This window comes from Nocardiopsis sp. iso_186 (assembly GCF_056173365.1).
In genome coordinates this window covers 2714509-2739338 of sequence record NZ_CM149670.1, presented here as the reverse complement: position 1 = coordinate 2739338, position 24830 = coordinate 2714509, and the positions used below count along the sequence as shown (strand labels likewise).

General features: G+C 70.9%; 23 protein-coding genes and 1 pseudogene. 10 read left to right on the top strand and 14 right to left on the bottom strand.

Features of this window, described 5'->3' with window-relative positions; genetic code table 11:
- Positions 1-36: 36 nt before the first annotated feature.
- Genes AC0VYP_RS12005 through AC0VYP_RS11995 form a run of 3 tightly spaced genes read right to left on the bottom strand, consistent with a single transcriptional unit; the run spans position 37 to position 1814 of the window.
- Positions 37-693 carry an alpha-ketoglutarate-dependent dioxygenase AlkB family protein gene (locus AC0VYP_RS12005; protein WP_285759754.1) on the bottom strand — a complete coding sequence of 219 codons (657 nt, stop codon included), beginning with the start codon at positions 691-693 and terminating at the stop codon, positions 37-39.
- Positions 694-732: 39 nt separating this feature from the next.
- Entirely contained in the window at positions 733-1335 is a 603-nt protein-coding gene (locus AC0VYP_RS12000; RefSeq protein ID WP_285759752.1) for a methylated-DNA--[protein]-cysteine S-methyltransferase, read from the bottom strand.
- Positions 1332-1814, bottom strand: a complete 483-nt coding sequence (locus AC0VYP_RS11995) for an RNA polymerase sigma factor (RefSeq protein ID WP_285759751.1) — start codon at positions 1812-1814, stop codon at positions 1332-1334. Before AC0VYP_RS11995 ends, AC0VYP_RS12000 begins: the two co-directional genes overlap by 4 nt.
- Positions 1815-1997: 183 nt before the next feature.
- On the opposite strand from AC0VYP_RS11995, the gene AC0VYP_RS11990 reads away from it, so the two are divergent.
- Positions 1998-2192, top strand: a complete 195-nt coding sequence (locus tag AC0VYP_RS11990; protein ID WP_475474083.1) for a hypothetical protein — start codon at positions 1998-2000, stop codon at positions 2190-2192.
- 30 nt (positions 2193-2222) lie between these two features.
- Here the strand turns inward: AC0VYP_RS11990 and AC0VYP_RS11985 are convergent, their stop codons facing one another.
- Positions 2223-2873 (bottom strand): TetR/AcrR family transcriptional regulator, encoded by a 651-nt coding sequence (locus tag AC0VYP_RS11985; RefSeq protein ID WP_285759748.1) that lies wholly within the window; start codon positions 2871-2873, stop codon positions 2223-2225.
- A gap of 366 nt (positions 2874-3239) precedes the next feature.
- On the opposite strand from AC0VYP_RS11985, the gene AC0VYP_RS11980 reads away from it, so the two are divergent.
- A complete protein-coding gene (locus AC0VYP_RS11980; protein WP_475474081.1) occupies positions 3240-3944 on the top strand; it encodes an SIP domain-containing protein in 705 nt (234 codons plus the stop codon).
- 305 nt (positions 3945-4249) lie between these two features.
- Here the strand turns inward: AC0VYP_RS11980 and AC0VYP_RS11975 are convergent, their stop codons facing one another.
- Positions 4250-5782, bottom strand: coding sequence for an aldehyde dehydrogenase (NADP(+)) (locus tag AC0VYP_RS11975; RefSeq protein WP_475474079.1), 1533 nt, complete (start codon positions 5780-5782; stop codon positions 4250-4252).
- A 267-nt stretch (positions 5783-6049) separates the two neighbouring features.
- On the opposite strand from AC0VYP_RS11975, the gene AC0VYP_RS11970 reads away from it, so the two are divergent.
- The 5 genes from AC0VYP_RS11970 to AC0VYP_RS11950 all read left to right on the top strand — a co-directional run bounded on the left by AC0VYP_RS11970 (position 6050) and on the right by AC0VYP_RS11950 (position 11490).
- On the top strand, positions 6050-7207 hold the full coding sequence (locus AC0VYP_RS11970) for a Gfo/Idh/MocA family protein (RefSeq protein ID WP_475474077.1): 1158 nt from the start codon (positions 6050-6052) through the stop codon (positions 7205-7207).
- A gap of 23 nt (positions 7208-7230) precedes the next feature.
- On the top strand, positions 7231-8088 hold the full coding sequence (locus tag AC0VYP_RS11965; RefSeq protein ID WP_475474233.1) for a DUF6807 domain-containing protein: 858 nt from the start codon (positions 7231-7233) through the stop codon (positions 8086-8088).
- 59 nt (positions 8089-8147) lie between these two features.
- Complete coding sequence (locus tag AC0VYP_RS11960; protein WP_475474075.1) at positions 8148-9041, top strand: NAD-dependent epimerase/dehydratase family protein; 894 nt, start codon at positions 8148-8150, stop codon at positions 9039-9041.
- A 72-nt stretch (positions 9042-9113) separates the two neighbouring features.
- Entirely contained in the window at positions 9114-10148 is a 1035-nt protein-coding gene (locus AC0VYP_RS11955; RefSeq protein ID WP_285759738.1) for a LacI family DNA-binding transcriptional regulator, read from the top strand.
- A gap of 49 nt (positions 10149-10197) precedes the next feature.
- Complete coding sequence (locus AC0VYP_RS11950; RefSeq protein WP_475474072.1) at positions 10198-11490, top strand: alpha/beta fold hydrolase; 1293 nt, start codon at positions 10198-10200, stop codon at positions 11488-11490.
- A 50-nt stretch (positions 11491-11540) separates the two neighbouring features.
- On the opposite strand, the pseudogene AC0VYP_RS11945 reads toward AC0VYP_RS11950, so the two are convergent.
- From AC0VYP_RS11945 to AC0VYP_RS11935, 3 genes and pseudogenes are all read right to left on the bottom strand, one after another.
- Positions 11541-12410, bottom strand: a pseudogene (locus AC0VYP_RS11945) (3-hydroxyacyl-CoA dehydrogenase family protein).
- A gap of 319 nt (positions 12411-12729) precedes the next feature.
- Positions 12730-13194, bottom strand: a complete 465-nt coding sequence (locus tag AC0VYP_RS11940) for a hypothetical protein (RefSeq protein WP_475474070.1) — start codon at positions 13192-13194, stop codon at positions 12730-12732.
- Between the two features lie 231 nt (positions 13195-13425).
- Entirely contained in the window at positions 13426-14256 is an 831-nt protein-coding gene (locus tag AC0VYP_RS11935; protein WP_475474068.1) for a glycosyltransferase family 2 protein, read from the bottom strand.
- A gap of 450 nt (positions 14257-14706) precedes the next feature.
- Here AC0VYP_RS11935 and AC0VYP_RS11930 point away from each other — a divergent pair, with 450 nt between their 5' ends.
- Positions 14707-16107 carry a hypothetical protein gene (locus AC0VYP_RS11930; RefSeq protein ID WP_475474066.1) on the top strand — a complete coding sequence of 467 codons (1401 nt, stop codon included), beginning with the start codon at positions 14707-14709 and terminating at the stop codon, positions 16105-16107.
- 144 nt (positions 16108-16251) lie between these two features.
- Here AC0VYP_RS11930 and AC0VYP_RS11925 read toward each other — a convergent pair whose 3' ends face one another.
- From AC0VYP_RS11925 to AC0VYP_RS11900, 6 genes are all read right to left on the bottom strand, one after another.
- Positions 16252-17367 carry a mandelate racemase/muconate lactonizing enzyme family protein gene (locus AC0VYP_RS11925; protein WP_475474064.1) on the bottom strand — a complete coding sequence of 372 codons (1116 nt, stop codon included), beginning with the start codon at positions 17365-17367 and terminating at the stop codon, positions 16252-16254.
- Between the two features lie 3 nt (positions 17368-17370).
- A complete protein-coding gene (locus tag AC0VYP_RS11920; RefSeq protein WP_475474062.1) occupies positions 17371-18276 on the bottom strand; it encodes a 5-dehydro-4-deoxyglucarate dehydratase in 906 nt (301 codons plus the stop codon).
- Positions 18277-18335: 59 nt separating this feature from the next.
- Complete coding sequence (locus AC0VYP_RS11915; protein ID WP_285759727.1) at positions 18336-19232, bottom strand: sugar phosphate isomerase/epimerase family protein; 897 nt, start codon at positions 19230-19232, stop codon at positions 18336-18338.
- Positions 19229-20395, bottom strand: coding sequence for a dihydrodipicolinate synthase family protein (locus tag AC0VYP_RS11910; protein WP_475474060.1), 1167 nt, complete (start codon positions 20393-20395; stop codon positions 19229-19231). Before AC0VYP_RS11910 ends, AC0VYP_RS11915 begins: the two co-directional genes overlap by 4 nt.
- 92 nt (positions 20396-20487) lie before the next feature.
- Positions 20488-21639, bottom strand: a complete 1152-nt coding sequence (locus AC0VYP_RS11905) for a Gfo/Idh/MocA family protein (RefSeq protein ID WP_475474058.1) — start codon at positions 21637-21639, stop codon at positions 20488-20490.
- Between the two features lie 231 nt (positions 21640-21870).
- Entirely contained in the window at positions 21871-22380 is a 510-nt protein-coding gene (locus tag AC0VYP_RS11900) for a hypothetical protein (protein WP_475474056.1), read from the bottom strand.
- Positions 22381-22509: 129 nt separating this feature from the next.
- Between AC0VYP_RS11900 and AC0VYP_RS11895 the strand changes: the two genes are divergently transcribed.
- Together AC0VYP_RS11895 and AC0VYP_RS11890 are read left to right on the top strand one after the other, a co-directional pair.
- Positions 22510-23436: an RNA polymerase sigma-70 factor gene (locus tag AC0VYP_RS11895; RefSeq protein WP_475474054.1), complete on the top strand. Its 927-nt coding sequence runs from the start codon at positions 22510-22512 to the stop codon at positions 23434-23436.
- A 108-nt stretch (positions 23437-23544) separates the two neighbouring features.
- Positions 23545-24756 (top strand): NAD(P)/FAD-dependent oxidoreductase, encoded by a 1212-nt coding sequence (locus AC0VYP_RS11890; RefSeq protein WP_475474052.1) that lies wholly within the window; start codon positions 23545-23547, stop codon positions 24754-24756.
- The last annotated feature ends 74 nt before the right edge of the window (positions 24757-24830 follow it).

Sequence of the window (24830 nt, the reverse complement as noted above, 5' to 3'; positions counted from 1 at the left end):
CCTCGGGTGGTCGGGTGCGCTCGGGAACGACGCTACTCAGTCGAGGCCGGTGACGCGCATGGTGATGTTGAGGCGCCCCGATTTCAGGCCGGTGGCGGGGTCGGCGGTCCCCGGAAAGGTCTTGGGGACACCGTGGTAGGCGAGCCGGGACGGCCCACCGAAGACGAACAGGTCGCCCGAGTGCAGTTCGACGTCGGTGTAGGGCTTGGTGCGGGTCTCGGTGTTGCCGAACCGGAACACGCAAGCGTCACCGATGCTCAAGGACACCACCGGTTCGCGCACCTTCTCGTCCTTGTCCTGGTGCATCCCCATGCGCGCCTGGTCGTCGTAGTGGTTGATCAGCGCGGTGTCGGGTGTGTAGCGGGATGCGGCGACCGGGTCGTCGTAGGCGGCGGTCAGGGCCCGGCGGCCCAGCCGTACCAGCCAGTCGGGGAAGGGCACGACTCGTGCGCCTCCTGCGTCGTCGGCGGTGCGAGTGTAGCGGTAGGGCTGCCAGTGCCAGCCCACGCATACGGTCCGCACCGACATCCGCTGCCCGCCGGGCAACCGGGCGGCGCGCATCGGCACCGGTCCGGTGGCCCAGTCACGGCAGGCGATGACGATCGCGTGCTGCTCGGCGGGGCTCAGCCAGTCGGGCACGTGCACCGCCCCTGGGGCGATCTGCGCACGGTCGCGGGGGATCAATGGCTCCATGTCTGCTCGTTCCTCCCCTGCTGGTCGGGGCCGGATTGCTCAGGCCGCGGTCTCCAGGCCCAAGAGGACCTCTTTCGCTTCGGCTCCCCCGACGTAGGCGCCGAGGCTGCCGTCGCTGCGCACCACACGGTGACAGGGGACGACGAGGGGCAGCGGGTTGGTGGCGCAGGCGGTCCCCACTGCGCGCACCGCCTTGGGGCTTCCTGCGGCCTTGGCGACGGCGGCGTAGCTGGCGGTGCGGCCGTAGCCGATGTCGGGCAGTCTGGCCAGGACCTCGCGCCGGAACCCTCGGGAGAGCCGGAAGTCCAGCGGCAGGTCGAAAATGGTGCGACTGCCGTCGAAGTACTCCTCGATCTGCCGGGCGACGGTGTCCAGGCGGTCGGGGGCAGCGAGGACGCGCGGACTGACCTCGGCGGACAATCGGGCCAGCACCTCCTCGTGGTCCTGGCGCGCGAAGGCCACCCGCACCAGTCCGCGGTCGGTGGCTGCCAGGAGCAGCGAGCCGACCGGTGTGTCCAGGGTGCGGTAGGCGACGTCCAGCAGCCCTTCGGCCACGGCGGTCGCGACCAGGCGGGCGTGCAGACGGTCGTTGGCTTCCTGGTCGTCCTCGGACAGTGCGGTGAACAGGTTGTCCGTGCTCATCGGGATGCTCCTTCCCCATAGATCCTGCGCAGGGTCTTGATGCCGTCGGCCGCGGCCCTCCGGGAGGCGTCCTCACTGTTGCCCACGATGCGTGCGACCTCGGCGTAGGGCATACCGGCGATGTGGTGGTAGGCCACGGCCTGGCGCTGTTTCAGCGGGAGCGCGCGCAGCGCGTTCCAGAGGTCGGTGTCGCGCATCCGGGGCTCGGCGCAGTCGGTGGGCTGCTCGGGGAGAGTACCGGTGGGAACGGGCACGCGGACGCGGATGCGGTGCTGGTCGATGGCCTTGCGGTGGGCGATCGTGACGAGCCATGCCTCGACGTTGCTGTTGGGGCGCAGGTCGGGATAGGCGCGCAGCGCGGCCAGGAAGGTCTCCGACCACGCGTCCTCGGCCTCGACCGGACCGAGGACGGCCCGACAGACCCGCAGCACGGTCGGTCCGTGCTCGGCCACGATCTCTTCGAACGGTTTCAGGCTCACGTCGGGTAAACGTGCCCGATCCGGCGAACGTGAGTCCGGACGGGCGAAGAATTTGGGACGGATGCCGTGCGGCCACACGCATGGGGCCGCCCTGGCGGAGGGGGCTCAAGGATCGAGACCCGTTCGGGTCGGCGCGAGCAAGCGCGAGCCCCGAGGCCGGCACGAGGACCTGGCCCGATCTGCGTGAAGGTGTTCGAGGAGAAGACCAGCGGCCCGCTCAAGGTCAACGACCGGCCCGCGCCGAGGGCCGCCCTGGCCTGTATACGCCCCGGTGACATGCTCCTCGTGAACACCTCTCCGCAGGGGGTGGGGCCGTCCGCGAGCTGTTGGCGCTTGCACGGTGTGGTCGGGAAGGTGTCGAGCCATGGGCAGGACTGACGTGCTCGGCTCCTTCGGCGCGGGTGTGTTCTAGCGTGTGGCGTACGCGCGGATGAAGGCGTGGACTCCGTCGATCATGATCTGGCGGACCTTCTCCGGGTCGGCGTTGGCCGGGACCGGTTGACGTTCGTAGGCCAGCAGGAGGGTCAGGGCACTGAGGTGATCGGCGGCTAGGCGGGGATCGTCCGTGTCCAGGAGGCCGATGTCGGCGAAGTGGGCGATACGTTTCGCCAAGTCCTCCGACACCGCTTCCGTGGCGAGGTCGTCCTCGGTCGTCGGTGTCCGCAAGCGTTCTTGGGCGACGAGGGCGAACGCGGCGGCGTAGTCCGCGGAGCGGACGACGGACGTGCCGAGCTCGATCGCCACCGCCGTGAGCGCTTGCTCCAGTTGCGGCACCGTGGTGATCCGCGCGTCCTTGGGAAGGTGCTCGTCGAGCGCTCGGCGCGTGGTGACCGTCAGTGACTCCGACGAGGCCGCGAGAATGGCGAGGAAGAGCTTCCGTTTGTCGCCGAAGTAGTCGTACACGGTGCGTTTCGACACCTGCGCCCTTGCCGCTACGGCGTCCATGCTGACGCGGTCCACCCCTTGGTGGACGAACAGCTCGCGTGCGGCGACGAGGATCGCCGTCCGTTTCTCCGCGGACCCCTCGCGCACCGTCTTCTCCGTGCCAACAGTGCTCATCTGCACCTCCGGTGCCACCCTACACCGTGCAGTACACGAGACTGCACTGCACGGTGTAGTGTAATTTTTATGATCCCGGCAGTGCAGGCCGCGACGCCGACGACCGAACCTCATCAGCCGCCCGGGCGCGACGATCGCCACCATCTACCCGCGATCGACCGCGGGCGGTATCCGACACCCCGGTCGCGCAACCGCACCCACACTCACCGGTCCCTGCCGGCCGTCGTGTCGGTGATCCCGGTGGGTGGGTGGCTCCCCGAACGGTTCGACGCGCACAACGCCTGGACGTTCGCCGGGGCCGCCTTCCTCGTCCTGGCGAGTAAGCCCGCCGCCGGTGCCCAACCCCTCCTGAAAAAGGAACCGATCGTGCCGCAAGCACCCGCCCTCATCGGCGACCTCGCCGCTTCCGCTCTCGGACGTCGCGCCCGTGTGCTCCACCTCCACGAGCCCGCCCCCGGCTTCCTCGAACTCGAACTACACGCCACGGCGCCTTCCGGCGGCTGGCACCCCGGCCACGAAGTCCAGTTCCGCGTCGCTCCGACCCTGGGCCGTCGCTACACCGTGCGGACAGTGGGCGGCCCGGAATCCGAGCACATCGGCATCATCGCCGCCACCGGTGCCGAGGGCCCCGGCACCGCCTGGCTCCGCGGCCTGAAGGCCGGCGCCGAAACGACGGTGCTGGCCGGTCGGCACCGCCCGCTGCGTGAACACGGGCCGCGGTGCCTCTACCTCGGTGACGGCTGCGCACTCGGCACCCTCGACGTCCACGCCCGGAGCGGCAACGGCGCGGTCGTGGCCGTCGAGGTGCCGGCGGACGCCGTCACTGCCCTGGCCGCCCGCTGGCCCCGCTACCACTTCCTGCCCGCGGTGGAAGCGCCGGGCGACACGCTGCAGTCCTGGCTCGAACGCGCCATTGCCGACGACGAGTTCACGGACCTCGACGGCGCCGTACTGCTCGGTCACGCCCAGTCCATCCAACGCCAACGGCGCGCGCTCGTCAACGCCCAGAACCTGCCGCGCCGCGCCATCACCACGAAGCCCTACTGGGCCACCGGCAGGCAGGGACTCTAGTGCGCAACGGCGCGGGTTCTGAGCCTTACTCCCCGTTGCGTCGATGAACACCCCACGCCCGAGATGCGCGAAACTCCACGAGGACCGCCCAAGGAAGCCGGGACACCCCGGAGCCGCACACGGTGATACTCGACGGTATTGCTCGGGGCACACCCGTACGGGGGTCCCGGCCCCCGCGAGAACGCCCCCGTTCGCGGCTGGTGACGGCACTCTTGCCGACACACCGGGGCCGGCGGATGGGAGTCGTAGGGCGGTGCCATCTGGTCACCGCCCCACGACCGGGAGGAAGAAGTGGCAAAAGCCGGTCAGAGGGTTTCCAGACGGCCGTCCACCCGGCGCGGAACCGGGTTGGCCGGTGTGTCGCGCAGCTCGTCGGGGAGCAGGGCCTGGGGGGTGTTCTGCCAGGTCACCGGACGAAGGAATCGGCGGGCCGACGTCATGCCCACCGAGGTGTGCAGGGCGTTGGTGGAGGCCGGCCAGGCGCCGCCGTGCTGCATCGCCCAGGCGACGGCCACCCCGGTGGGGTAGCCGTTGTAGACCACGCGCCCGGCCTTGTCGCGCAACACCGGGCCGATCTCGGCGGCCAGTTCGGTCTCGTCGTCCTCGGCGATCAGCGTGGCGGTCAACGAGCTGGGCACCCGCCCCAGGGCGGCGGTCAGCTCCGCGGTGTCGCGGTAGGCGACCAGGACGGTGACCGGCCCGAAGCACTCCTCGGCGGCCTCGGTGGTGAACTCGGCTGCGGTGGTGGACAGCAGTCGCACCGGAACACCCCAGCCCTCGCCTTCGGGGGCGGTGCCCTCGGCGCGCTGTTCGATGCCGACGGTGTCGGCGCTGCGCTCCCAGCGCTCCTGATAGTCGCGCTTGATGGCCCGGTTGAGCAGAACGGCGGGGCCACGCTGGGCCACGGCCCCCTCGATGGCGTCGGCCAGCCGTTCCCCCGCCTCGTCGGCGGGCAGGAAGACCAGGCCGGGCTTGGTGCAGAACTGCCCGGCCCCCAGGGTGAAGGACCCGGTGACGCCTTCGGCGACCTCCTCGGTGCGGGCCTTGGCCGCCCCCGGGGTCACCACCAGCGGGTTGACACTGCCGAGTTCCCCGTAGAAGGGGATGGGGTCGGGGCGGGAGGAGGCGATGTCGAAGAGGATGCGTCCGCCACCGGTGGAGCCGGTGAAGCCGACGGCCTGGACGGCCGGGTGGCGGACCAGGGCCGAGCCGGCTGTCTGGCCGTAGACGATGCCGAGCGTTCCCTCGGGCGCCCCTGTTGCGGCCAAGGCCGCGACCATCACGTCGTGGCACAGTCTGGAGGTGGCCGGGTGGGAGGAATGCGCCTTGACCACAACGGGGCATCCCGCGGCCAGCGCGGAGGCGGTGTCGCCGCCGGGGACGGAGAAGGCGAGCGGGAAGTTGCTGGCGCCGAAGACCGCGACGGGGCCGATGGGAGTGAGGACGCGGCGCAGGTCCGGGCGCGGACCCATGGGGGTGTCGCCGGCGTGGTCGATGACGGCTTCCAGATAGGAGCCCTCGTCGAGCATGTCGGCGAACTGCTGGAACTGGTAGCAGGTCCGGGTGAGCTCACCGTTGAGGCGCGGCTCGCCCAGGGCGGTCTCGCGGTCGGCCACTGCGACGATGGCGGCGCGCTGGGCCTCCAGGCCCTCGGCGATCGCGCGCAGCCATGCGGCACGCCCCGCGCGGCCGGCGGCGTCCAGCGCCGGGGCTGCCTGGGCAGCAGCACGACACAGTGCGTTGACCTGGGAATCGGTGGTGACGGGGGCGACGGTCTCGACCGCGATCCCGGTACGGGGATCGATACTGGCGACGTCCACGGGGGTGGTGTCCGGCATCGGTTGGGTCCCTGCCTCTCTGAAGTCGTTCGCTCGGCCCTGTTCGCGCTGCGGGCCCGGGCGCCCGGTCGTGAGGGGTGACGCCTGGGCATACGCAGTCGTCGGGCCGGTGGGCCTCCCCGCTCACCGATGCCCGACGTGCACATCGTTGACACCGGCTTCCGGGGAGACCTACATTGGGCAAGCGCTTTCCATGACGATATCAGCCGAAGGAGTCGATGTCGTGGCCGCCACAACGCCTCTCCCCCGTTCGCAGTGGGCGCACCGATGAGCCCCGCCGGCGGCCCCGTCTCGGTGGTGCTCGCCGGGGTCCACGGCCACGGACGCTCCCATCTGGGGAACCTGCTCCGTTTGACCGAGACCGGCCTCGTGCGACTGGTGGGCGTGTGCGACCACCGGCCGGTGCAGGAGGAGACACTGGCCGGGCTGGGCGACGTCGCCTATTCCGACGATCTGGGTGACCTGCTGGGCCGTACCGGAGCCGAGGTCGCCATCCTGGTCACCCCGATCCACACACACCTCCCGTTGGCCCGGACCGCGCTGTCCCACGGCGCCAACCTGCTCCTGGAGAAGCCCCCCACCTCCACGCTGACGGAGTTCCACGACCTGCGCGCGGCGGTGGCCGCCTCCGGGCTGGCCTGTCAGATCGGCTTCCAGAGCCTGGGGTCCGCGGCGGTGGGCGCGGTGCGCGACTTGATCGCCGATGGAGCGATCGGCGCGGTGCGCGGTATCGGCGGTGCGGGGACCTGGATTCGCACCTCCGCCTACTATGAGCGCGCGGCGTGGGCCGGGCGGCGACGCCTGGACGGACGCGATGTGGTGGACGGTGCGCTGACCAACCCGTTCGCGCACGCCGTTGCCACGGCACTGGCGGTGGCCGGGGCAGGGGACAGCACCCCTGCGGACATCGAGCTGGAGATGTTCCACGCCCACGACATCGAAAGCGACGACACCTCCTGCGTTCGACTGCACGCTCCTGACGGCACTCCGATCTCGGTGGCCGTGACGCTGTGCGCTGCTGAGCACCGGGTGCCTTCCCTCACCGTGCACGGCGCGAGCGGTCGCATCGTCTTGGAGTACACCCTGGACCGCGTCACCCTGGAGCGTCCCGGCCACGAGCCGGTGACCACCACGCACCCGCGCACCGACCTGCTGGAGAACCTGGTGGCGCACCTGCGTGACGGCGCCGACCTGCTGGTCCCACCGGACGCGACCCAAGGATTCATGGCCGTCCTGGACGCGGTGCGGCGCGCTCCCGACCCCTCCCCCATCCCCGCGCCGGCCCAGCAGGTGTTTGTCGAGGACGGTGCCGTGCGCCGCGTGGTTCCGGGAGTAGAGGAGCTGGTGCGGCAAAGCGCCGAGCGTATCGCCATGTTCTCCGAGATCGGCGTCCCGTGGGCGCCCACTGGAAAGGTGACCCGTTGACCGAGACCACCCCCGCGACGCTCATGGCCCGCCTGCGCCTCGACGGTGCCGCGGTCGCCGACATCGACAGCGGCGCCGCTGTCGATCCCGTGTTGTCGCCACGCCCCTACCTGCACCCCGTGCGCACCCTGGCCCAGACGGTGGTGACCGAGGTGTTGCCCGAGGACCACCTGCATCACCTGGGTGTGGGCATCACGATCGCCGATGTGTCGGGGACGAGCTTCTGGGGCGGACGTACCTTCACCCGTGACCGCGGGTCGGTACTGCTGGACAACCACGGCCGCCAGGAGCACGTCGCGTGGACGGTGGAGTCCGATGCCGGGCGTACCGCAGTGGTGGCGTGGACCGACACCGAGGGCACCGAACTACTGAGGGAGGAACGTGCGACCAGTGCCCACGGGATCGACTCCACCACATGGGCGCTCGACCTGAACAGCACGGTGCGCAACACCAGCGGGCGCACGCTCACCATCGGCAGTCCTGCCACCAACGGCCGTCCTGGAGCCGCGTACGGAGGGTTCTTCTGGCGCGCGCCGATGTCCGAAACGCCCCCGCGCTGCTTCGGCTCCGAGCCCGGTGGTGAGGAGGCGCTGCACGAGTCCCGCGCGGAGTGGCTGGCCCTTGCCGGCACCACCCCTAAGGGCGCGCCCTGGACACTGGTGTTCTTCCAGGCCGGAGCGGAGCGCGACCCCTGGTTCCTGCGCGCCGCGGAATACCCGGGGGTCGGGACCTCGTTGGCCTGGGACCGGGTGCTGGAGGTGCCGGTCAACGGTGCGGTCGAGCGCCGCACCGTCACCCTCGTGGTCAACGGCCACCCCGGCACCGCGGCAGTGGCCGCCTTGGTCGCGACCGCGCGCGAGCGTGTCGGCGCACCCGCGTAGCGCTGCTGCGCCCCTCTTCCGCTTCCCCCGATCAACCAACGCAGAAAGGCACTACAGCCATGCGCGTCCTCGTCACCGGCGGCTCCGGCCGGCTCGGCCGCAGCGTCGTGGAAACCCTCGCCGCCCGTGGACACTCCGTCACCTCGGTCAACGTGGCGCCCGGGCCCGAGGCGGCCGGAATCGAGCAGCGAGTCGCCGACCTGCTGGACAACGACGCCCGCGAAGCGGTCTTCGCCGAGGCCCGACCCGAAGGCGTGGTGCACCTGGCGGGGATCGCGGTGCCCTTCGGACGCCCCGACACCGAGATCCTCGACATCAACACCCGGTTGGTCTGGGCGGTGCTCAGCTCGGCCATCGCCCACAAGGCACGGTCCGCGGTGGCCGCCTCCTCGCCCACTGTCTTCGGCTACAACACCGAGGGCTGGGCGCCCCGCTACCTCCCGCTGGACGAGGAGCACCCGGTGGCGCCATGGCATTCCTACGGGCTGAGCAAGGCGATCATCGAGGAGACCGTGCGCACCCTGGTCCGGGGCGGCAGCGGCGGCTGCGTCCTGTCCTGCGTCCGGCCGGGATACGTGATCGCTCCGGAGGAGTGGGCGGGCGCGCCGACCCAGTTGGGGCACACCCTGCTGGAGCGGCTGGCCCAGCCGGAGCTGGCCGCGGGGTCGCTGTTCAACTACATCGACGCCCGCGACGCCGCAGAGCTGTTCGCGCTGGTCGTGGAGCGTCCCGACCAGGTCGGGAACGGTCAGATCCTGCACGCGATCGCGGAGGACCCGTTGGCCACCGAACCGTTGGCCGAGCTGCTTCCGCGGTTCCACCCCGGCACGGCCGGACTGGCCGGCGGCCTCACCCAGGGCCGTGCGGCGTTCAGTTCGGGAGCTGCCGAACGGGCGTTGGGGTGGCGCCCGACCAGGCAGTGGCGCACCGAACTTCACGGCTGGGATGCTTGACAACCCCCTGATACCTCTACGATCGTCCAGGAAAATGTTTTCCAAGAGGTACGTGCAGGGGAAGGGACCGTCGTGGAGACCGGGTATGTGACGTTGGAGCAGGTCGCCCGCCATGCCGGGGTCTCCCTGGCGACCGCCTCGCGGGTGATCAACGGCAGTACGCGCCAGGTCGGGGAGAAGTTGCGCGAACGGGTCACCGCGAGTGCCCGTGAGCTCGGCTACCTCGCCAACGCTTCCGCCCAGACCCTGGCCCGCAACACCAGTTCCCTGGTGGGGCTGATCGTGCACGACATCTCCGACCCCTACTTCTCCAGCATCGCCGCGGGCGTGACCGGGTGCGCCGAGCAGGAGGGGTTGATCGTGGTCCTGGGCACCACCGGGCGCGCACCCCAGCGCGAGTCCGACCTGCTGGCCACGCTGCGCTCGCACCGGGCCCGCGCGGTGGTGCTCGCGGGCAGCCGTTCCATCGACGAGGAGAGCACCCGGCGGCTGTCCGCCGAGATCGCGATGTTCACCCGGCAGGGTGGCCGGGTGGCATGCGTGACCCAGGAGGGGCTGCCCGCCGACACGATCGTGCCGGACAACCACAACGGTGCCGCAGCACTGGCCCGCCACCTGATCGCCCAGGGGCACCACCGATTCGCGATCCTGGCCGGCCCCACCGATCTGCGCACCGCCCGGGACCGTCTCGACGGTTTCCATGCCGCGCTGTCCAACGCGGGGATCGAACTGGCCCACCACAACGTGGTGCACGGCGCGTTCACCCGGGACGGAGGCTACGAGTCCACCCGTCGCCTCCTCGCTGCGGGGACCGACGCCACCTGCCTGTTCGTGGTCAACGACGTGATGGCCACTGGAGCGATGGCGGCGTTGCGCGACGCGGGGCTGCGCATTCCCCAGGACCTGTCGGTGGCCGGCTTCGACGACATCCCCACGCTGCGCGACCTCACCCCGGCTCTGACCACGGTGCGCCTCCCCCTGGAATGGATGGGCGAGGAGGCCGCACGCCTCGCCCTGCGCGAGGAGCACGCCGCATCGCCCCGGGTGATCCCGGTGCTGGGCGAGGTCGTGCAGCGCGAGAGCACCGCGCCGCCGTCCCAGGCATAGGCCGGACGCGCATCGCCGGTCTCCCGGTGGTCCGCTAGCGTCGGTGACCATGAGCACTCTGCGCCAACCCGGCCTGGTCATGACCGACCACACCTTCACCGTCCCCCTCGACCACGCCGCTCCCGACGGCGCCACCATCGAGGTCTACGCGCGCGAGGTCGTGGCACCGGATCGGGAGACCGACGATCTTCCCTGGCTGTTGTTCCTCCAGGGCGGGCCGGGATGCCCTTCGCCGCGGCCGATCGGCGCCGAGACGTGGCTCGGGCGCGCGCTCGGTGAGTTCCGGGTCCTGCTGCTGGACCAGCGCGGCACCGGGCGTTCCACCCCCGTCAACCGGCGCACCCTCGCCGGTCTGGGCGATCCGACCGAACAGGCCGCCTACCTGGGGCATTTTCGTGCCGACTCCATCGTGCGCGACGCCGAACTGATCCGGCACGCGCTGATCGGCGAGCAGACCTGGAGCGTTCTGGGGCAGAGCTTCGGTGGGTTCTGCGCGACCACCTACCTCTCGATCGCGCCCGAGGGGCTGCGCGAGGTTTTCATCACCGGGGGGCTGCCCGGTCTTCAGGCCGACGCCGCCACCGTCTACCGCGCCACCTACCCGCACGTGGCGGCCAAGACCGCGGCGCACTACGCGCGCTACCCGGATGACGCCGCCACGGTCAAACGGATCGCCGCCCACCTGCGGGACAACGAGGTGGAACTGCCCGGCGGGGGCCGACTCACGGTGGAGGCGTTCCAGGCGCTCGGGCAGATGCTGGGGCGCGGCAGTGGCAGCCACTCCCTGCACTACCTGCTCGAGGATGCCTTCGCCGACGGTGGCGACTGGTTGAGCGACGCGTTCCTGACCGAGGTCAAGGAACAGCTCAGCTTTGCCTCCACTCCGCTCTACGCGGCCCTGCACGAGGCGATCTACGCGCAGGGCGCCGGGGCCACCGACTGGGCGGCCCACCGCGTACGCACGGAATTCCCCTCCTTCGCCGCCGACGCGGACCTCGTCTCCGAGGCGCCCCTGCTGTTCACCGGCGAGATGATCTATCCCTGGCAGTTCGAACTGGACCCGGCGCTGCGCCCGTTGCGGGCGGCTGCCGACCTGCTGGCCGCGCGCACCGAGTGGCCGTCCCTCTATGATGCCGAGCGCCTGGCCACCACGACCGTGCCGGTCGCCGCGGCTGTCTACCACGACGACATGTACGTCAACGCAGGGTTGTCGTTGGAGACCGCAGCGGCGATCAAGAGCTGCCGGGTCTGGGTCACCAACGAGTGGGAGCACGACGGGCTGCGGGCCAGTGGCGGCGGGGTCCTGGACCGGTTGATCGCGATGGCGCGCGGGGCGGCCTGATCCCGGGCGGGTGCCCGGCGGCCTTCGGGAAGCGCCGCCGGGCCCCTTCTTCATACGGTGTCGTGCGGGGGCCAGGCGTAGAATCCCTGTCCGGTCTTGCGCCCCAGTTTCCCCTCCGCCACCATGCGTCGTAGCAGGTCCGGGGGCGTGAAGCGCTCACCGAGACGTTGACTGAGGTGCTCGGCGACGGCCAGGCGCACGTCAAGGCCGACCAGGTCGGTGGATTTCAGCGGCCCCGCCGGGTGGCGGTAGCCCAGTTCCATCGCGGTGTCGATGTCGGCGGCCTCTGCCACCCCCTCTTCCAACATGCGGATCGCCTCCAGCCCGAGCAGGACACCCAGGCGGCTGGTGGCGAACCCGGGTGAGTCCCGCACCACGACCTCGGTCTTACCGATCCCGCGGATCCAGCCGCGGGCCGTGTCGAGGACGTCGGTGCGCGTCTGCGCAGACACGACCAGTTCGACCAGTGCCGACGCCGGCACCGGGTTGAAGAAGTGCATGCCGAGGAACTGTCCGGGCCGCTCCAGTGCCGCGGCGAGCTCGGTTATGGGCAGGGAACTGGTGTTGGTGGCCAGCACCGTTTCCGGGCGCACCACACGCTCCACCGCTGAGAGGACGTCCGCCTTGAGGTCAACCTGCTCCGGGACCGCTTCGACGACCAGCGCCGATTCGGGGTCGAGACCGCTCACCGCGGTGACCGTGGCGAGTCGGGACAGGTGCTCGTCGGGGACACCGTCGAGCACGCCGCGTCAACCGGCCTTGGCCAGCCCGGAGGCGACCCTGCCCCTGGCGGCCCCGGCCGCCTCGGGGCTGCTTTCGACGATGGTGACCTGCGCGCCTGCTGTGAGGAGGACCTGGGCGATACCCGCTCCCATGCGTCCTCCCCCGACGACGCCGGCTGTGGCGGGAAAAGCGTTCACTGGTGCACTCCGTTTCGGGCGCCGGACTCTCCGGGCGGTTTGGTCACTGCCGGCTTTGTACCGACACCGAATTACTAACCGAACGGTCGGTCCGGTGGCAAGTGCGTGCGGTAGGGCGTCGGCCCCGAGAGCAAAGACGTTGGCCCGGGTCCTTTCGCACGGAGCCGGTGTGTCGTACCGGAAAACCTGAAGGTCGGACCTTCTTTGTTTTCCGGCTGGTGCTTCCGTCCTCGGCCAGGGCGATGCCGCCGTCGAGGGCCTTCATGGACCCGGACACCAGACGGACGGGTCTGTCGGCCGGGAGGCCGGATCCAGCACTTCACCGGCTCGCCGCCGACCGCGTATGAGCGGGGGTCAGCGCCGGGCCGCTGTGGCGCGTACGCCACCAGATGACGGCGGCGATCGCCGCGATGGTGACGCTGGGCACCAGCAGGATCGGCCCCCCGACACCCGCCGAACGGTCCGTGACGAGGGCGCCGATGTCAGCGTGCAGGGCGGTGGCGGCGAGGAAGGTGGCCGTGTTGAGTACCGCGTGGAGGACGACGGCGGTCTCCACGCCACCGGTGCGCCAGGTGACCAGGGCCAGGGCGGCCGCCTCGGCAAGGCGGTAGGCGAAGACGAACATTCCACCCACCACGAGCGCTATCGCCAGAGTGCCGCGTCCGATGCGGCACTTGTCTCCGGCGAGGACGCGATGGTACTCCACGCCCGGCGGTACCGGTCTCGGAGCACGGGGGCGAACGGTGTTGGTTCGAGAGCGCTGAAGCGTGTCGTCGGGGTTCATGATTTGAACCTAAGACCGGTCCGGGCCGTCACGAAGTGTCACGAATCAGGGGCCCCTTCAGCGTTCTGCACGCTCCTGCCATGACAGATGCCATGGCACGGTCGCTTGCGGCCGGCCACCCCAGCATGTGGCGATGTACCTGCCCCTTCCCGCGTCGTGTCGAGGACGAAGCCGGCTCGGGCAGTCGGGCCACGGCTTCGGGGCGGCGCACGGTGATCGGAAAACCGTGCTCTAGGGGATGGGGCGGACCGCTGTGGTGGAGCGCGCGAACAGGCGGCGCGGCGACAGCGTCCCCTCATAGGGCGTGTACGCGCGCAGCAGCAGCGCCACCGGTGGGAACAACAGCACCAGGCCGGTGGCCGTGAACACGCGGGCCCCGGCCGCTGCCCGGTGCTGGTCGTGCAGCGCATACGTGCGATGCCAGGTGCGCAGGTAGCGGCGCAGGCCCCCGAGGGAACCGGCGAGCCTGCGCGCGGAGACCGGCGCCCGCAGCCGGTCCGCGTAGTGCACACGCCGTCCCAGACGGTGCAGGTGGATGGCGAGGTCGAGGTCCTCGAAGAGGTCGGGGCCGGGGCAGGCGTGGGCGCGGAGCTCCTGCCAGCACTCGCGGGTCAGCGCCATGTTGGAGCCCCACAGCATGGGGTGGCCCGACAGCATCCGGTTCACCCGGTGGCACAGCAGCCGCTGCGCGGCCAGCCCGGCCCGGTGCATGGGGGCGTCGTAGAACCATGACGGCCCGGTCGCGGCGGACACTCCGGGGTCGGCGAACGCTTCCGTCAGGCGCAGCACCCAGTCCGGCTCGACCAGGGTGTCGGCGTCCACCCGTCCCAGGATGTCGCCGGTCGCCTCGTCGAAACCGCGGTCGCGGGCCGGAACGAGACCCTGACGCGGCTCGTGCACCACCCTGACCCCGCGGTCGGCGTAGCCCCCAGCGATGAGCGCGGTGCGGTCGGTGGAGTTGTTGTCCACGACCACGATCTCGTCGGCGGGGACCACCTGGTCGAGCAGTGCTTCCAGACAGCGGCCGATCACCGCTTCCTCGTTGAAGGCTGGAACGATCACCGAGATCCTCATGGCCGTCCTCACGGTCAACGGCCCGCGCGACAGGCGCTGCCGCCCGGTGCCACCAGATGTCTATCGGCGTCACCCGAACGAGATCTGACGGCAAGGTGAAGAGAAGCGGGACGTGCAAACGACCGCCGAGAACAACCGCGGGTACGGCAGGGGCCGTTGCCCTCGCCATCGACGACACGCACGTCCCGCACACGCTCCGGGGCAGCGATCGACCGACGAACGCAGGACCGGCGTACCGGCCGATCCGGAATCGGCCACCCGACAGAGATGTCAACGCTTCGAGGAAAAAGACCGTTTGCGGCAAATCGCCCTCCGCGTGCCGCACCAGGTGTTATCAAGAGCGGGAAGCGTCCGCGGGCAACCCGGGCCGGAGGTCAAGGGGGGCGGTGCGCCCGCGCAGATCGCGCGGCGCTGGCCGACGCGCTTGGGGGTCCCAGCGTGCACGTGTACAACCTCGCCGGAGCAGGAGCACTGGCTCCGACCTACACGACGAACCAGACGTTCGAGGCGAACGAATGGGTGGCCGACGCAGCGGCAGGGGTGGGATACAGCTTCCTCGCCGCCGGTGCCCCGAACATCGTCAACTCGCCGAACCCGCGACTACGCGTCTCCGCAAACGGGCTGTTCGCCGTGGAGGACGCCGACCTCTCCCGGCGTCAGCCGAAGCATTTCTTCGCAACTCCCGTGGCTCTCGCCAAGTGGAACAAGGAGCTCGCCCGGCAGGGATCGCTGTTCCAGTTCTTCCTCGACCCGCCCGGGACGATCACCTTCACGCTCCCGGGAGCGGCCGCCTCCACCACCCTGCCCCGGGTACGAGCGGCCAACCTCAGCGCCAACGTCTCCGGCAACGACATGACGACCACCGAGAACTGCGACGTGACCGTCCAGGAGGTCACCGGATCGCTGCGGATGCCGCTGCCGGTTCTGGGCCACAAGGTCCATATCGGCAGCACGCCCACTCAACAACTGTTCTTCGAGTACCACGTCGCGAACCACCTGGCGCACGCAGTGCCGGCGGAGGACCTGCCGCTCCCCCCGGCCGCAACTGCGATCCTCGCGCAGGACACCATCGCGCAGTGTTTCGGTACTGCCACCCGCGCGGCAGCCGCCGGAACGGTGCCGATCCCGCATAACCCGAACCTGGTCACCGAGATGCAGGCACTGGGCGTGAACGAGTTCGCCCGCCCCACCAAGGTCGGGCAGGGGCTCTACAGCGGCTCGCTCGGCCCCTCCCACCCGCATGCCCCATCCGGTCACCAGGTCCAGGACTATCGGAACAACGTACTGCGCAGCCACCTCGTCAGTCTCAGCCAGGTGGTGTGGGGCTCCCACTGGGGCGGCATCGTCGCAGTGGACGGGACGGACTACCTGACGCTGGAGAACTATTCCCGCATCGGGGAGAACTCGGCCGGCAACGGAGGCGGCCTCTTCTACTTCCAGATGTACGGCGCGGGCCCCGGCGAGAGCTGGCACGAGCAGTGGACGCCCCCGCCCGTCCACGGCAAGGCATTCGCCAACCCGATCACCGTCGTCGTCCAGGCCGACGGCCCCACCGGCCTGCAGTACTTCACCCCCGGCAGCAAGGACAACCATGCGACGATCGCCGGCGCCGCCAACGACCTCGCCCTCCAGAAGGCACTGATCGAGGGGCTCAACTACGCCACCGTGCACCTGTACGCGACCTCGCTCGCGGAGGAATACGCCGACCGGAACCGGCGGACCGCCTGGATCGGTGCGGTGGCCGCCCTTGTGGCCGCCCCGCCGGCGTGGGCCGCTCCGACCACACTGTCGCTGGCCCGTCACGTCAATGCGGCCTTGACTGCGGTCAAGCAGCTGTGATGCCTGTGCGGCCGGCCGAACGGTCCCCCGGACGCAACAGCAGAGGACAGGTCCGCCGATTCGCCCTCCGTGGCCTCGGCCGTTGATCCGCGCCGGACACGAAGTGGTGTCCCTCCCGCGGCCAAGACGGGAGGGACACCACGCTCACCCGGTGCCGGAGAGCACTGCCAGGGGGTCGTCCCCGGGCACCGGGGCGAGACCCGAGGCGAACCGCAGGCCGTGGCCCGGACCGGTATCGGCGCTCGCGCTCCCCGACTCCACCAGCACACCGCTGGGGCCGTCCAGCGCCCCCAGGGCCGCAAGCGACCCCCGGTCGATGTCCTCGACCATCGATGCCCGCGGCACGCACAGCGCCAGCTGCGTGGACAGCTCCGGCAACAGGTGCGGTGCGACCGGGATACCGGCCCCGGCCACCTCCCGGGCGATCCGCAGGAACGGGGTGACCCCGCCGACCCGCACCGCGTTGGGCTGGGCAACGTCGCACACCCCCGCGTCAACGGCGGCACGGAATTCAGCCGCGGTGCGCAGGTTCTCCCCGATCGCGAAGGGGATCGGGGTACGCGCGCGCAACCGCACGTGCGCGCCCAGGTCCTCGGCCGGCAACGGCTCCTCGATGAAGTAGGGATCGAACCGTGCCAGAGCCTTCAGCGCCCGAACGGCCGTGGGCAGGTCCCAGCGCTGGTTGGCGTCGAGCATCAACAACCGGTCGTCGCCGATCAGCTCGCGCACCGCCGCCACCCGCTCGACGTCGCGCTCGACATCGGCCGAGCCCACCTTGATCTTGACCGCACGGTGCCCGGCGGCCAACCAGCCGCGCACCTGTTCGCGCAGTTCGTCCAGCTCGTAGTCCAGATTCACCCCACTGCCGTAGGCGCCCACCGAGTCCCGGCGCCGTCCGATGTGCTCCACCAGGCTCGCCCCGACCGTACGCGCGGCGAGATCCCACAGCGCGATGTCCACCGCCGCCACCGCCATGGCGGTCAGTCCCCCGTAACCGGCCTCTCTCAGGTGCCAGCGCAGGTCGTCCCATCGGGGACCTGGGGCGGGCGAACGGCCCAGCAGGGCCGCCGGACAGTCGTCGCGCAGCAGCGCCAGCACCGCCCGTGCGCCGATCAGCGGGGTCCAGGCGAAGCCGGTGCCCACCGCACCGGTGTCGGTGACCACCCGGGTGACCACGATGTCGTTGCGGTCCACCCCGCCATCCCAGGCACGGTGCAACGGTAGCCGGTACGCCTGGGCCGTGACCTCGGCGATACGCACGGATCAGCCCTCCTTGACCGCGGCCAGTCCGGCGTCGATGATTTCCGCCAGCTCGGCCTCCTCTGCCTCCGACAGTTCGGTGAAGGGCGCGCGCACCCCGCCAACAGCCGCACCGCGCAACCGCGCGCCCGCCTTGACCAGGGAAACCGCATATCCCGGAGTACGGTCGCGCAGCTTGACCAGCGGGTTGTAGAACACCTTGACGAGCGTGTCGGCAAGCGGGTCGCCGGCATGTGCGGCGGTGTAGAACGCCGAGGCCACCTCGGGGACGAACGCGAACGCCGCCGACGAGTACAGCGGAACGCCCACGCCCTTGTAGGCGTTGAACGTCAGCTCGGCCGTGGGAAGACCGTTGAAGAAGGTGAAACCCGGCCCGCGACGCTCCCGGATCGCCAGCACGATCTGGTGCATACGCCCCAGGTCGCCCACACCGTCCTTGAAACCGACCACACCCGGCAGGTCGGCGAGCTCGGCAGCGCTCTCGGGCGTGAAGACCATGTTGGCGCGCTGGTAGACGATGACCGGGATGTCCACGGATTCGGTCACGGTGCGCACGTACTCGATCAGCCCGCGCTGGGGCGCGCTGACCAGGTAGGGCGGCAGCAGCAGCACGCCGTCTGCGCCCAGGTCGCGTGCCGCTGCTGCCTGTTCCACCGCCGTGCGCACGCTGCCGCCCGCACCCGCGACCACCGGGACCCGCCCCGCGGTGACGTTGACCGAGCGGGCCACGACCCGGCCGTGCTCCTCGGCCGAGAGCGCGTGGATCTCGCCCGTGCCACACGCCGCGAACACGCCGCCCGCACCGTGCTCCAAACCGTTGCTGACGTGCCGCTCGAACTCGGCCTCGTCCACCGCCCCCCGCTTGTCGAAGGGGGTGACCGGGAAGAACAGGATCCCGTCGAAGTCCATGGTTTTCTCCTCCGTGGAGCCCCGGGGAACTCCCCCGGGGCGGTTGGTCAACTCGTTGGTCACACGACGTACTGGACGTGCCGGCGAACCAGGGTGTCCACGACGGCGTCACCGTCCGCGGCCCAGATGTCGCCGTTGAAGATCTCCACCTCGATGTCACCGCGGTAGCCCGCCTCGTCAACGAGGCGGCGCAGGCGCCCGACGTCGGCGTGGCCGTCACCGACCATCCCGCGGCCCAGCAACGGATCGGCCGGGAGCGGCAGCACCCAGTCGCACGCCTGGAAGGAGGCGATACGCGCGCCGGCGCGCGCGATCTGGCGGTCGATGTCGGGGTCCCACCACACGTGGTAGGCATCCACGACGACACCCACCGACTCCACCGGGAAACGCTCGGCGATGTCGAGCGCCTGGCCGAGCGTGGACAGCACCGCGCGGTCGGCGCAGAAGATCGGGTGCAGCGGCTCCAGGGCCAGCCGGACACCGCGCTCGGCGGCGTAGGGAGCGAGTTCGGCGATGGCCTCGCTCACGCGTCCGCGCGCACCCACCAGGTCGCGGTCACCCTCGGGCAGCCCGCCCACCACCATCACCAGGCAGGGGGAGCCCACTTCGGCGGCCTCGTCGATAGCGCGCCGATTGTCCTCCAGCGGCCCCGACCGGTCCAGCCCGGTGAGAAACCCGCCGCGGCAGTAGGAGGAGACGCGCAGTCCCGCCTCGCGCACCAGGCGCTTGGCTGCGGCCGTTCCGATCTCGGCCACCGGCTCGCGCCACAGGCCGATGGCAGGAATCCCGGCGCGCAGGCAGCATTGAACGGCCTCGGCGACGCTCAGGTACTTGACCGTGGCCTGGTTGAGCGAGAGCCGGGCCAGCCGGGGATCACCCGGCTGTGGGGTCGGGACGGCGGCCGGCGCACCGGAGGGGACGTCGGCAATGGTGATCTGTTCGGGAGCGGTGGTCATCGGGCGACCCCCGAGACGTCCAAAAGGGCACGCATGCGGGCGACGGCCAGTTCGGGGTCGCCGAGGACGCCGGCCGCGTCGGCCAGGCGAAAGGCTGTGGACAGGTGCACCACATCGCGTGCGCTGTGCAGCCCACCGACCATGGTGAAACCGGGCTGGTGCCCGTTGAGCCAGGCCAGGAAAGCGATCCCGGTCTTGTAGTAGTAGGTGGGTGCGGCGAAGACGTGCCTGGCCAACGGGACCGTGGGCGCCATCAGCGCGTCGTAGCGATCGGTGTCGCCGGCATCGAGGGCGTGCAGGGCCGCCGATGCCGCGGGGGCGATCGCGGCGAAGACCCCCAGCAGCGCGTGGGAGTACCCCTGGTCGTCGCCCAGGATGAGCTCGGGGTAGTTGAAGTCGTCACCGGTGTAGAGAAGCACGCCCTCGGGCAGCAGCCGGCGCAGGCGTACCTCCAGGTCGGCGTCCAGCAGCGACACCTTGATGCCGTCGATGGAGCCGGCGTGCTCGGCGATGAGCGCCGCCACCGGCTCGATCGCCTCGGCCGGGTCGGCGTAGCCCCAGTACCCGGCCAGGGCCGGGTCGAAGGCCGTGCCCAGCCAGTGCAGGATCACCGGGCTGTCGGCCTGGGCAAGGAGCCGACCGTACACCTTGGTGTAGTCCTCTGGGCCCTGGGCGGTGGCTGCCAGCGCGCGGCTGGCCATGAGAACCGGGCTCGCCCCGGCTTCCTGGACGACGGCCAGCTGTTCGGAGTACGCCGTGATAACGCTTTCCAAGGAGGCGTGCTCGGGTGCGATCTGGTCGGTGCCGACCCCGCACGCCAGGGCTGCGCCGCGGGCGCGCGCCTCGGCACCGCTGCGGCTGATGAGCTCGGCGGTCGTCGCCCAGTCCAACCCCATGCCGCGCTGGGCGGTGTCCATGGCGTCGGCGACGCCCAGCCCCAGGTCCCACAGGTGATGGCGAAACGCCAGGGTGGCGTCCCAGTCCAGCCGGGCGGGCGCACCGGGAGCGTTGCCGGCAAGGGGGTCGGCGACGACGTGCGCCGCGGCGTAGGCGCGCCGTGAGCGGGGTGCGGCCGCCGATGCGGGCAGGGCCGGTGCCGCGCCGGCCGTGTATGCCTCCAGCCGCCCGGCGGGGCCGGGCAGGCGCAGAGTCGGTGTGGTCATCGTTCCTCTTTCGGTTTCCCCGCCGATCCCGACGCTGCGGAAACTGGAGCAGGTGCGGCGTCGGGATCGGCGCATAGCGGGGCGGGTGGGTGCTAGAGCGTGATCTCGTCCAGCGCGACCCGTGCGCCCGACTGCGAGGAGCGCAGGCCCGCTTCGGCGAGCTGGAGCCCCCGCGCGCCCGAGAGCAGGTCGTGCGGGAAGGGCGCGTCGGCGCGCACGTGCTTGAGGAACAGCTCCCACTGGGCACGAAACCCGTTGGGGAACTCTTCGTTGTCGGGCACCCGGTCCCACTGGCTGCGGTACTGTCCGGGGTCCACCGCGTCGGGGTCCCAGACCGCCTTGGGCGTGGTCGAGCGGTGCTGGACGCGGCATTCGCGCAGGCCCGCGACCGCGCTGCCGTGAGTGCCGTCCACCTGGAACTCCACCAGTTCGTCGCGGTTGACGCGCACCGACCAGGAGGAGTTGATCTGGGCGACGATTCCGCCTTCCAGCTCGAACAGTCCGTAGGCGGCGTCGTCGGCGGTGGCGGTGTAGCGCTCGCCCTGCTCGTCCCAACGGTCGGGGATGTGCGTGGCGGTGTGCGCGGTGACCGAGCGCACCGGAGCGAAGAGGTGCTCCAGGATGTAGTGCCAGTGCGGGAACATGTCCAGCACGATGCCGCCGCCCTCTTCGGCCCGGTAGTTCCAGCTGGGGCGCTGGGCCTCCTGCCAGTCCCCCTCGAACACCCAGTAGCCGAACTCGCCGCGGATGGAGAGGATCGTTCCGAAGAAGCCGCTGTCGATGAGCCGGCGCAGCTTGAGCAGGCCGGGCAGGAACAACTTGTCCTGCACCACGCCGTTCTTCACCCCTGCTGCCTGGGCGAGCTTGGCCAGTTCGAGTGCTGCGTCCAGGGTGCCGGCGGTCGGTTTTTCCGCGTAGATGTGCTTGCCCGCTGCGATGGCGGCGCGCACCGCTGCCTCGCGGGCGTGCGTGATCTGGGCGTCGAAGTAGATCTCGATCGAGTCGTCGGAGAGCACCGCGTCGAGGTCGGTGGTCCAGCGCTCGATGCCGTGCCGTGCGGCGATCTCGCGCAGTTTCTGCTCGGAGCGTCCGACCAGAACCGGCTCGGGGATGACCCGGGAGCCGTCGGGCAGGAGCACTCCTCCGGCGTCGCGGATCGCCAGAACCGATCTGGTCAAGTGCTGCCGGTATCCCATGCGTCCGGTAACGCCGTTCATGGCGATACCCACCACGTGATCACCCATGTGTCGTCTCACCTTTCCGTGTGAAAGCGCTTTCCAAGTTACGGCAAAGCGGCCCCCGACGCCAGTGGTGCCAGCGCGCACGCGGCCGAAACAGGAAACGGAGACGCGGGAAAGGGGTGGTGGGGGTGGGCTGGCACCGGCCCCCGCCGGTGCCAGCCCACCCCCACCACCGACACGGCAGGGCTTCAGGCCCCGGGCTCCGTCTTGCGTGCGCGAGCCGGAGCCCGGCGGTCAGGCGGCGTACTGCTCCTGCGCGCGCTGCCGATCGACCACCGCCTCGTTGGCGGCCACGGCCCGCTCGGCGGTCCGCAGGCGTGCGGGCCGCATCGCCCAGAGCTGGGGGCCGAACAACCCCAGGTGCGCCCAGGGCGCGGCAGCCACGGTGCTCGACACCCCCGGGGCGAGCACCATCCCCATGCCGACGACCACCGCCAGCAGGGAGGCGGCGATCATCGTGGCGCGAAGGAGCCTGCCGACCGGACCCCCGATGGTGGCCACTTGCGCACGGGCCACGTGCAGCGAGATCTCCGCCAGGGCGGGGTCGTGGGACGCGGTGCCCTTGCGGACCGGCCGCACCGCGCGATAGCGCTCCTTCAGCCTCAGCCCGCGCAACGCCTCCGTCCGACGCCGGAAGAGATGGTCGTCGCGTTCCCAGACCATTGCGACCACCGCGCCCACCAGGGCGACGGTCAGGGGCGAGAAGGCGACGAGCAGCGGAAGGACGGTGCCAAGGGAGTCCACGGGGGCTCACTGTTCACGGTGGGGAGACACGGACAGGCGGGGCAAAAGGATTAATTGCCCCAATTGGGGCGCTACCCGTTCTCGCTCGGGTCGAACATGAAAAACGCGCGGCGTGGCATGCTGCGGGGCATGGGAACGGACCCGCAACCACTGCCCGACGGCGCGGAGGAGTTCGAGGAGCACCGGTCACGGGTGTTCTCCGTGGCCTATCGGATGCTGGGGTCGGCGGCCGAGGCGCAGGACGTCGTCCAGGACGCCTACCTGCGCTGGGCCGGCGCGCACCGGTCCGACATCGCTGTTCCCGGAGCCTGGTTGACCAGGGTCGCGGTGAATCTGTGCCTGAACCGGCTGTCCTCGGCCCGTGTCCAGCGGGAGCGTTACGTCGGCCCCTGGCTGCCCGAACCGGTGGCCACCGGGACAGCGGCCCCGGCTCCGTTGGGGCCGCTTGAGACCGTCGAGCAGCGCGAGACCGTCTCACTGGCCCTGTTGAGTCTGATGGAACGGTTGACTCCCGTCGAACGGGCGGTGTTCGTCCTGCGCGACGCCTTCGGCTACGGACACCGTGAGGCGGCGGAGGTCGTCGGCATCACCGAGGCCGCCTCACGGCAGGCCCACCGGCGTGCCCGGGTGCGCCTTACGGAGGGGCAACCACGCTTCGAGCCGTCGGTGCAGCGCTGGCGGGAGGTGGTCGAGGTGTTCCTGGACGCAGCACAGGGCGGCGACATCGACCGTCTGCACGCCGTTCTCGCCGATGACGTGGTCAGCTACTCCGACGGCGGGGGCAAGGTCACCGCGGCCCGCCGCCCGATCACCGGCCGGACCAGGGTCGCCCACTTCCTCGGCCGCCTCGCGGGCATGGCCACCGCCGAGCACACGGTCGTCATAGCCGAGATCAACGGGGTCCCTGCACTGGTGGTGCTCCTAGGCGGTGTCCCCGTCTCGGTGCTGGCCCCGGAGGTGGCCGACGGGCGGGTGGCGACCCTGCGCATCGTGGCCAACCCCGACAAGCTCGCCTTCCTGACGCGCCAGCCGGGGACGGACTGGCATCCTGTGTGACGCGCACCACGAAAAGGGTCGTCACGGATCAGGAGCCTCGCCGGTTCATGGGGGGAGCGCACCGCGACGGAAGCGGTGCCCTCTCCACCAAGACGAGGAGACGGCGACATGACCCATCAGGTAGTGGTGCTCGGCGCGGGATACGCGGGACTGGCAGCAGCAACCCGTGCCGCCCGCGGCGCGTGGGACAACGACATCCGGGTCACGCTGGTGGACCAGCGCGACCGGTTCGTGGAGCGGGTGCGGCTGCACCAGCTCGCCGCAGGGCAGCCGCTGCCCGAGTGGCCACTGGAGCGGGTCCTGGCGGGAACGGCTGTGGAGCCGGTGGTCGCGCGGGTCACCGGGATGGAACTCGACCAGCGGTGCGTACAGGTGCGTACCGCCGACGGAACGGCCCACGCGATCGGCTACGACACCTTGGTCTACGCCCTGGGCAGCACCGCCGCCCCCACGAGCGTGCCAGGCGCGGCCGAACACGCCCACTCCCTCGACGACGTCGCGACCGCGACGGAACTGGGTCTGCGGGTCCTGCCACGGCTCGCGGCTGCCGGCGGCGTCCTCGCCGTGGTCGGGGGCGGTCTCACCGGGATCGAGGCGGCGGCGGAACTGGCCGAGTCGCACCGGGGGTTGCGCGTGGTCCTGATCACCGGTGCGCGCCTCGGGCCGGGGCTGTCTGTTCGCGGACGTGCGCACGTCCACCGGTGCCTCACCCGGCTCGGGGTGCGCGTCGTCGAGCACCGGACGGTACTGCGAGTGGAGGCGGGGGGCCTGGTGCTGGGCGACGGCACGACACTGGCGGCCGACGCCGTGCTGTGCGGTGTCGGGTTCGCGACGCCGGGACTGGCCCGCGAGGCGGGAATGGACGTGGACGAGAACGGCCGGGTGCTGGTGGATGCCACGCAGTGTTCGGTGTCGCATCCCGAGGTCTACGCGGTGGGCGACGCGGCACGCGTTCGGGGCCCGGGGGGCGCGACGCTGCGCATGTCGTGTGCCACCGGGCTGCCCATGGGCATAACGGCGGGTCGGGCGATCGCCGACCGGGCCGCGGGTCGGCCCCCCACACCGCTGGCGTTTCGCTACCACGTCCAGTGCGTGAGCCTGGGCCGCCGCGACGGCCTCATCCAGTCGGTGCGCGCCGACGACACCCCGCGCTCGACGGTGCTGACCGGACGGGCCGCGGCGCTGGTCAAGGAGGCCGTGGTGCGCGGGGCGTCGGCCAACGCGCGGATGCCTCTGGGTCGAGCCGGGAAGGCATCCGGACGACGCGTCTCCCCCACCTCTCGGGCAGGGAAGAACGACGACGCCACGAGGCGGCTTTAGCGCTATATTGTCCGAATCTCCCGCGCCGTGCCCCCGCTCACTCCGACCTGCGGCGCCCAAGGTCATTAAGGTCT

Bases quoted from the DNA above. Each gene is read 5' to 3' on its own strand.
- AC0VYP_RS12005 (WP_285759754.1), bottom strand. From the start codon at position 693: ATGGAGCCATTGATCCCCCGCGACCGTGCGCAGATCGCCCCAGGGGCG.
- AC0VYP_RS12000 (WP_285759752.1), bottom strand. From the start codon at position 1,335: ATGAGCACGGACAACCTGTTCACCGCACTGTCCGAGGACGACCAGGAA.
- AC0VYP_RS11985 (WP_285759748.1), bottom strand. From the start codon at position 2,873: ATGAGCACTGTTGGCACGGAGAAGACGGTGCGCGAGGGGTCCGCGGAG.
- AC0VYP_RS11975 (WP_475474079.1), bottom strand. From the start codon at position 5,782: ATGCCGGACACCACCCCCGTGGACGTCGCCAGTATCGATCCCCGTACC.
- AC0VYP_RS11970 (WP_475474077.1), top strand. From the start codon at position 6,050: ATGAGCCCCGCCGGCGGCCCCGTCTCGGTGGTGCTCGCCGGGGTCCAC.
- AC0VYP_RS11965 (WP_475474233.1), top strand. From the start codon at position 7,231: ATGGCCCGCCTGCGCCTCGACGGTGCCGCGGTCGCCGACATCGACAGC.
- AC0VYP_RS11960 (WP_475474075.1), top strand. From the start codon at position 8,148: ATGCGCGTCCTCGTCACCGGCGGCTCCGGCCGGCTCGGCCGCAGCGTC.
- AC0VYP_RS11950 (WP_475474072.1), top strand. From the start codon at position 10,198: ATGAGCACTCTGCGCCAACCCGGCCTGGTCATGACCGACCACACCTTC.
- AC0VYP_RS11940 (WP_475474070.1), bottom strand. From the start codon at position 13,194: ATGAACCCCGACGACACGCTTCAGCGCTCTCGAACCAACACCGTTCGC.
- AC0VYP_RS11920 (WP_475474062.1), bottom strand. From the start codon at position 18,276: ATGGACTTCGACGGGATCCTGTTCTTCCCGGTCACCCCCTTCGACAAG.
- AC0VYP_RS11915 (WP_285759727.1), bottom strand. From the start codon at position 19,232: ATGACCACCGCTCCCGAACAGATCACCATTGCCGACGTCCCCTCCGGT.
- AC0VYP_RS11910 (WP_475474060.1), bottom strand. From the start codon at position 20,395: ATGACCACACCGACTCTGCGCCTGCCCGGCCCCGCCGGGCGGCTGGAG.
- AC0VYP_RS11905 (WP_475474058.1), bottom strand. From the start codon at position 21,639: ATGGGTGATCACGTGGTGGGTATCGCCATGAACGGCGTTACCGGACGC.
- AC0VYP_RS11895 (WP_475474054.1), top strand. From the start codon at position 22,510: ATGGGAACGGACCCGCAACCACTGCCCGACGGCGCGGAGGAGTTCGAG.
- AC0VYP_RS11890 (WP_475474052.1), top strand. From the start codon at position 23,545: ATGACCCATCAGGTAGTGGTGCTCGGCGCGGGATACGCGGGACTGGCA.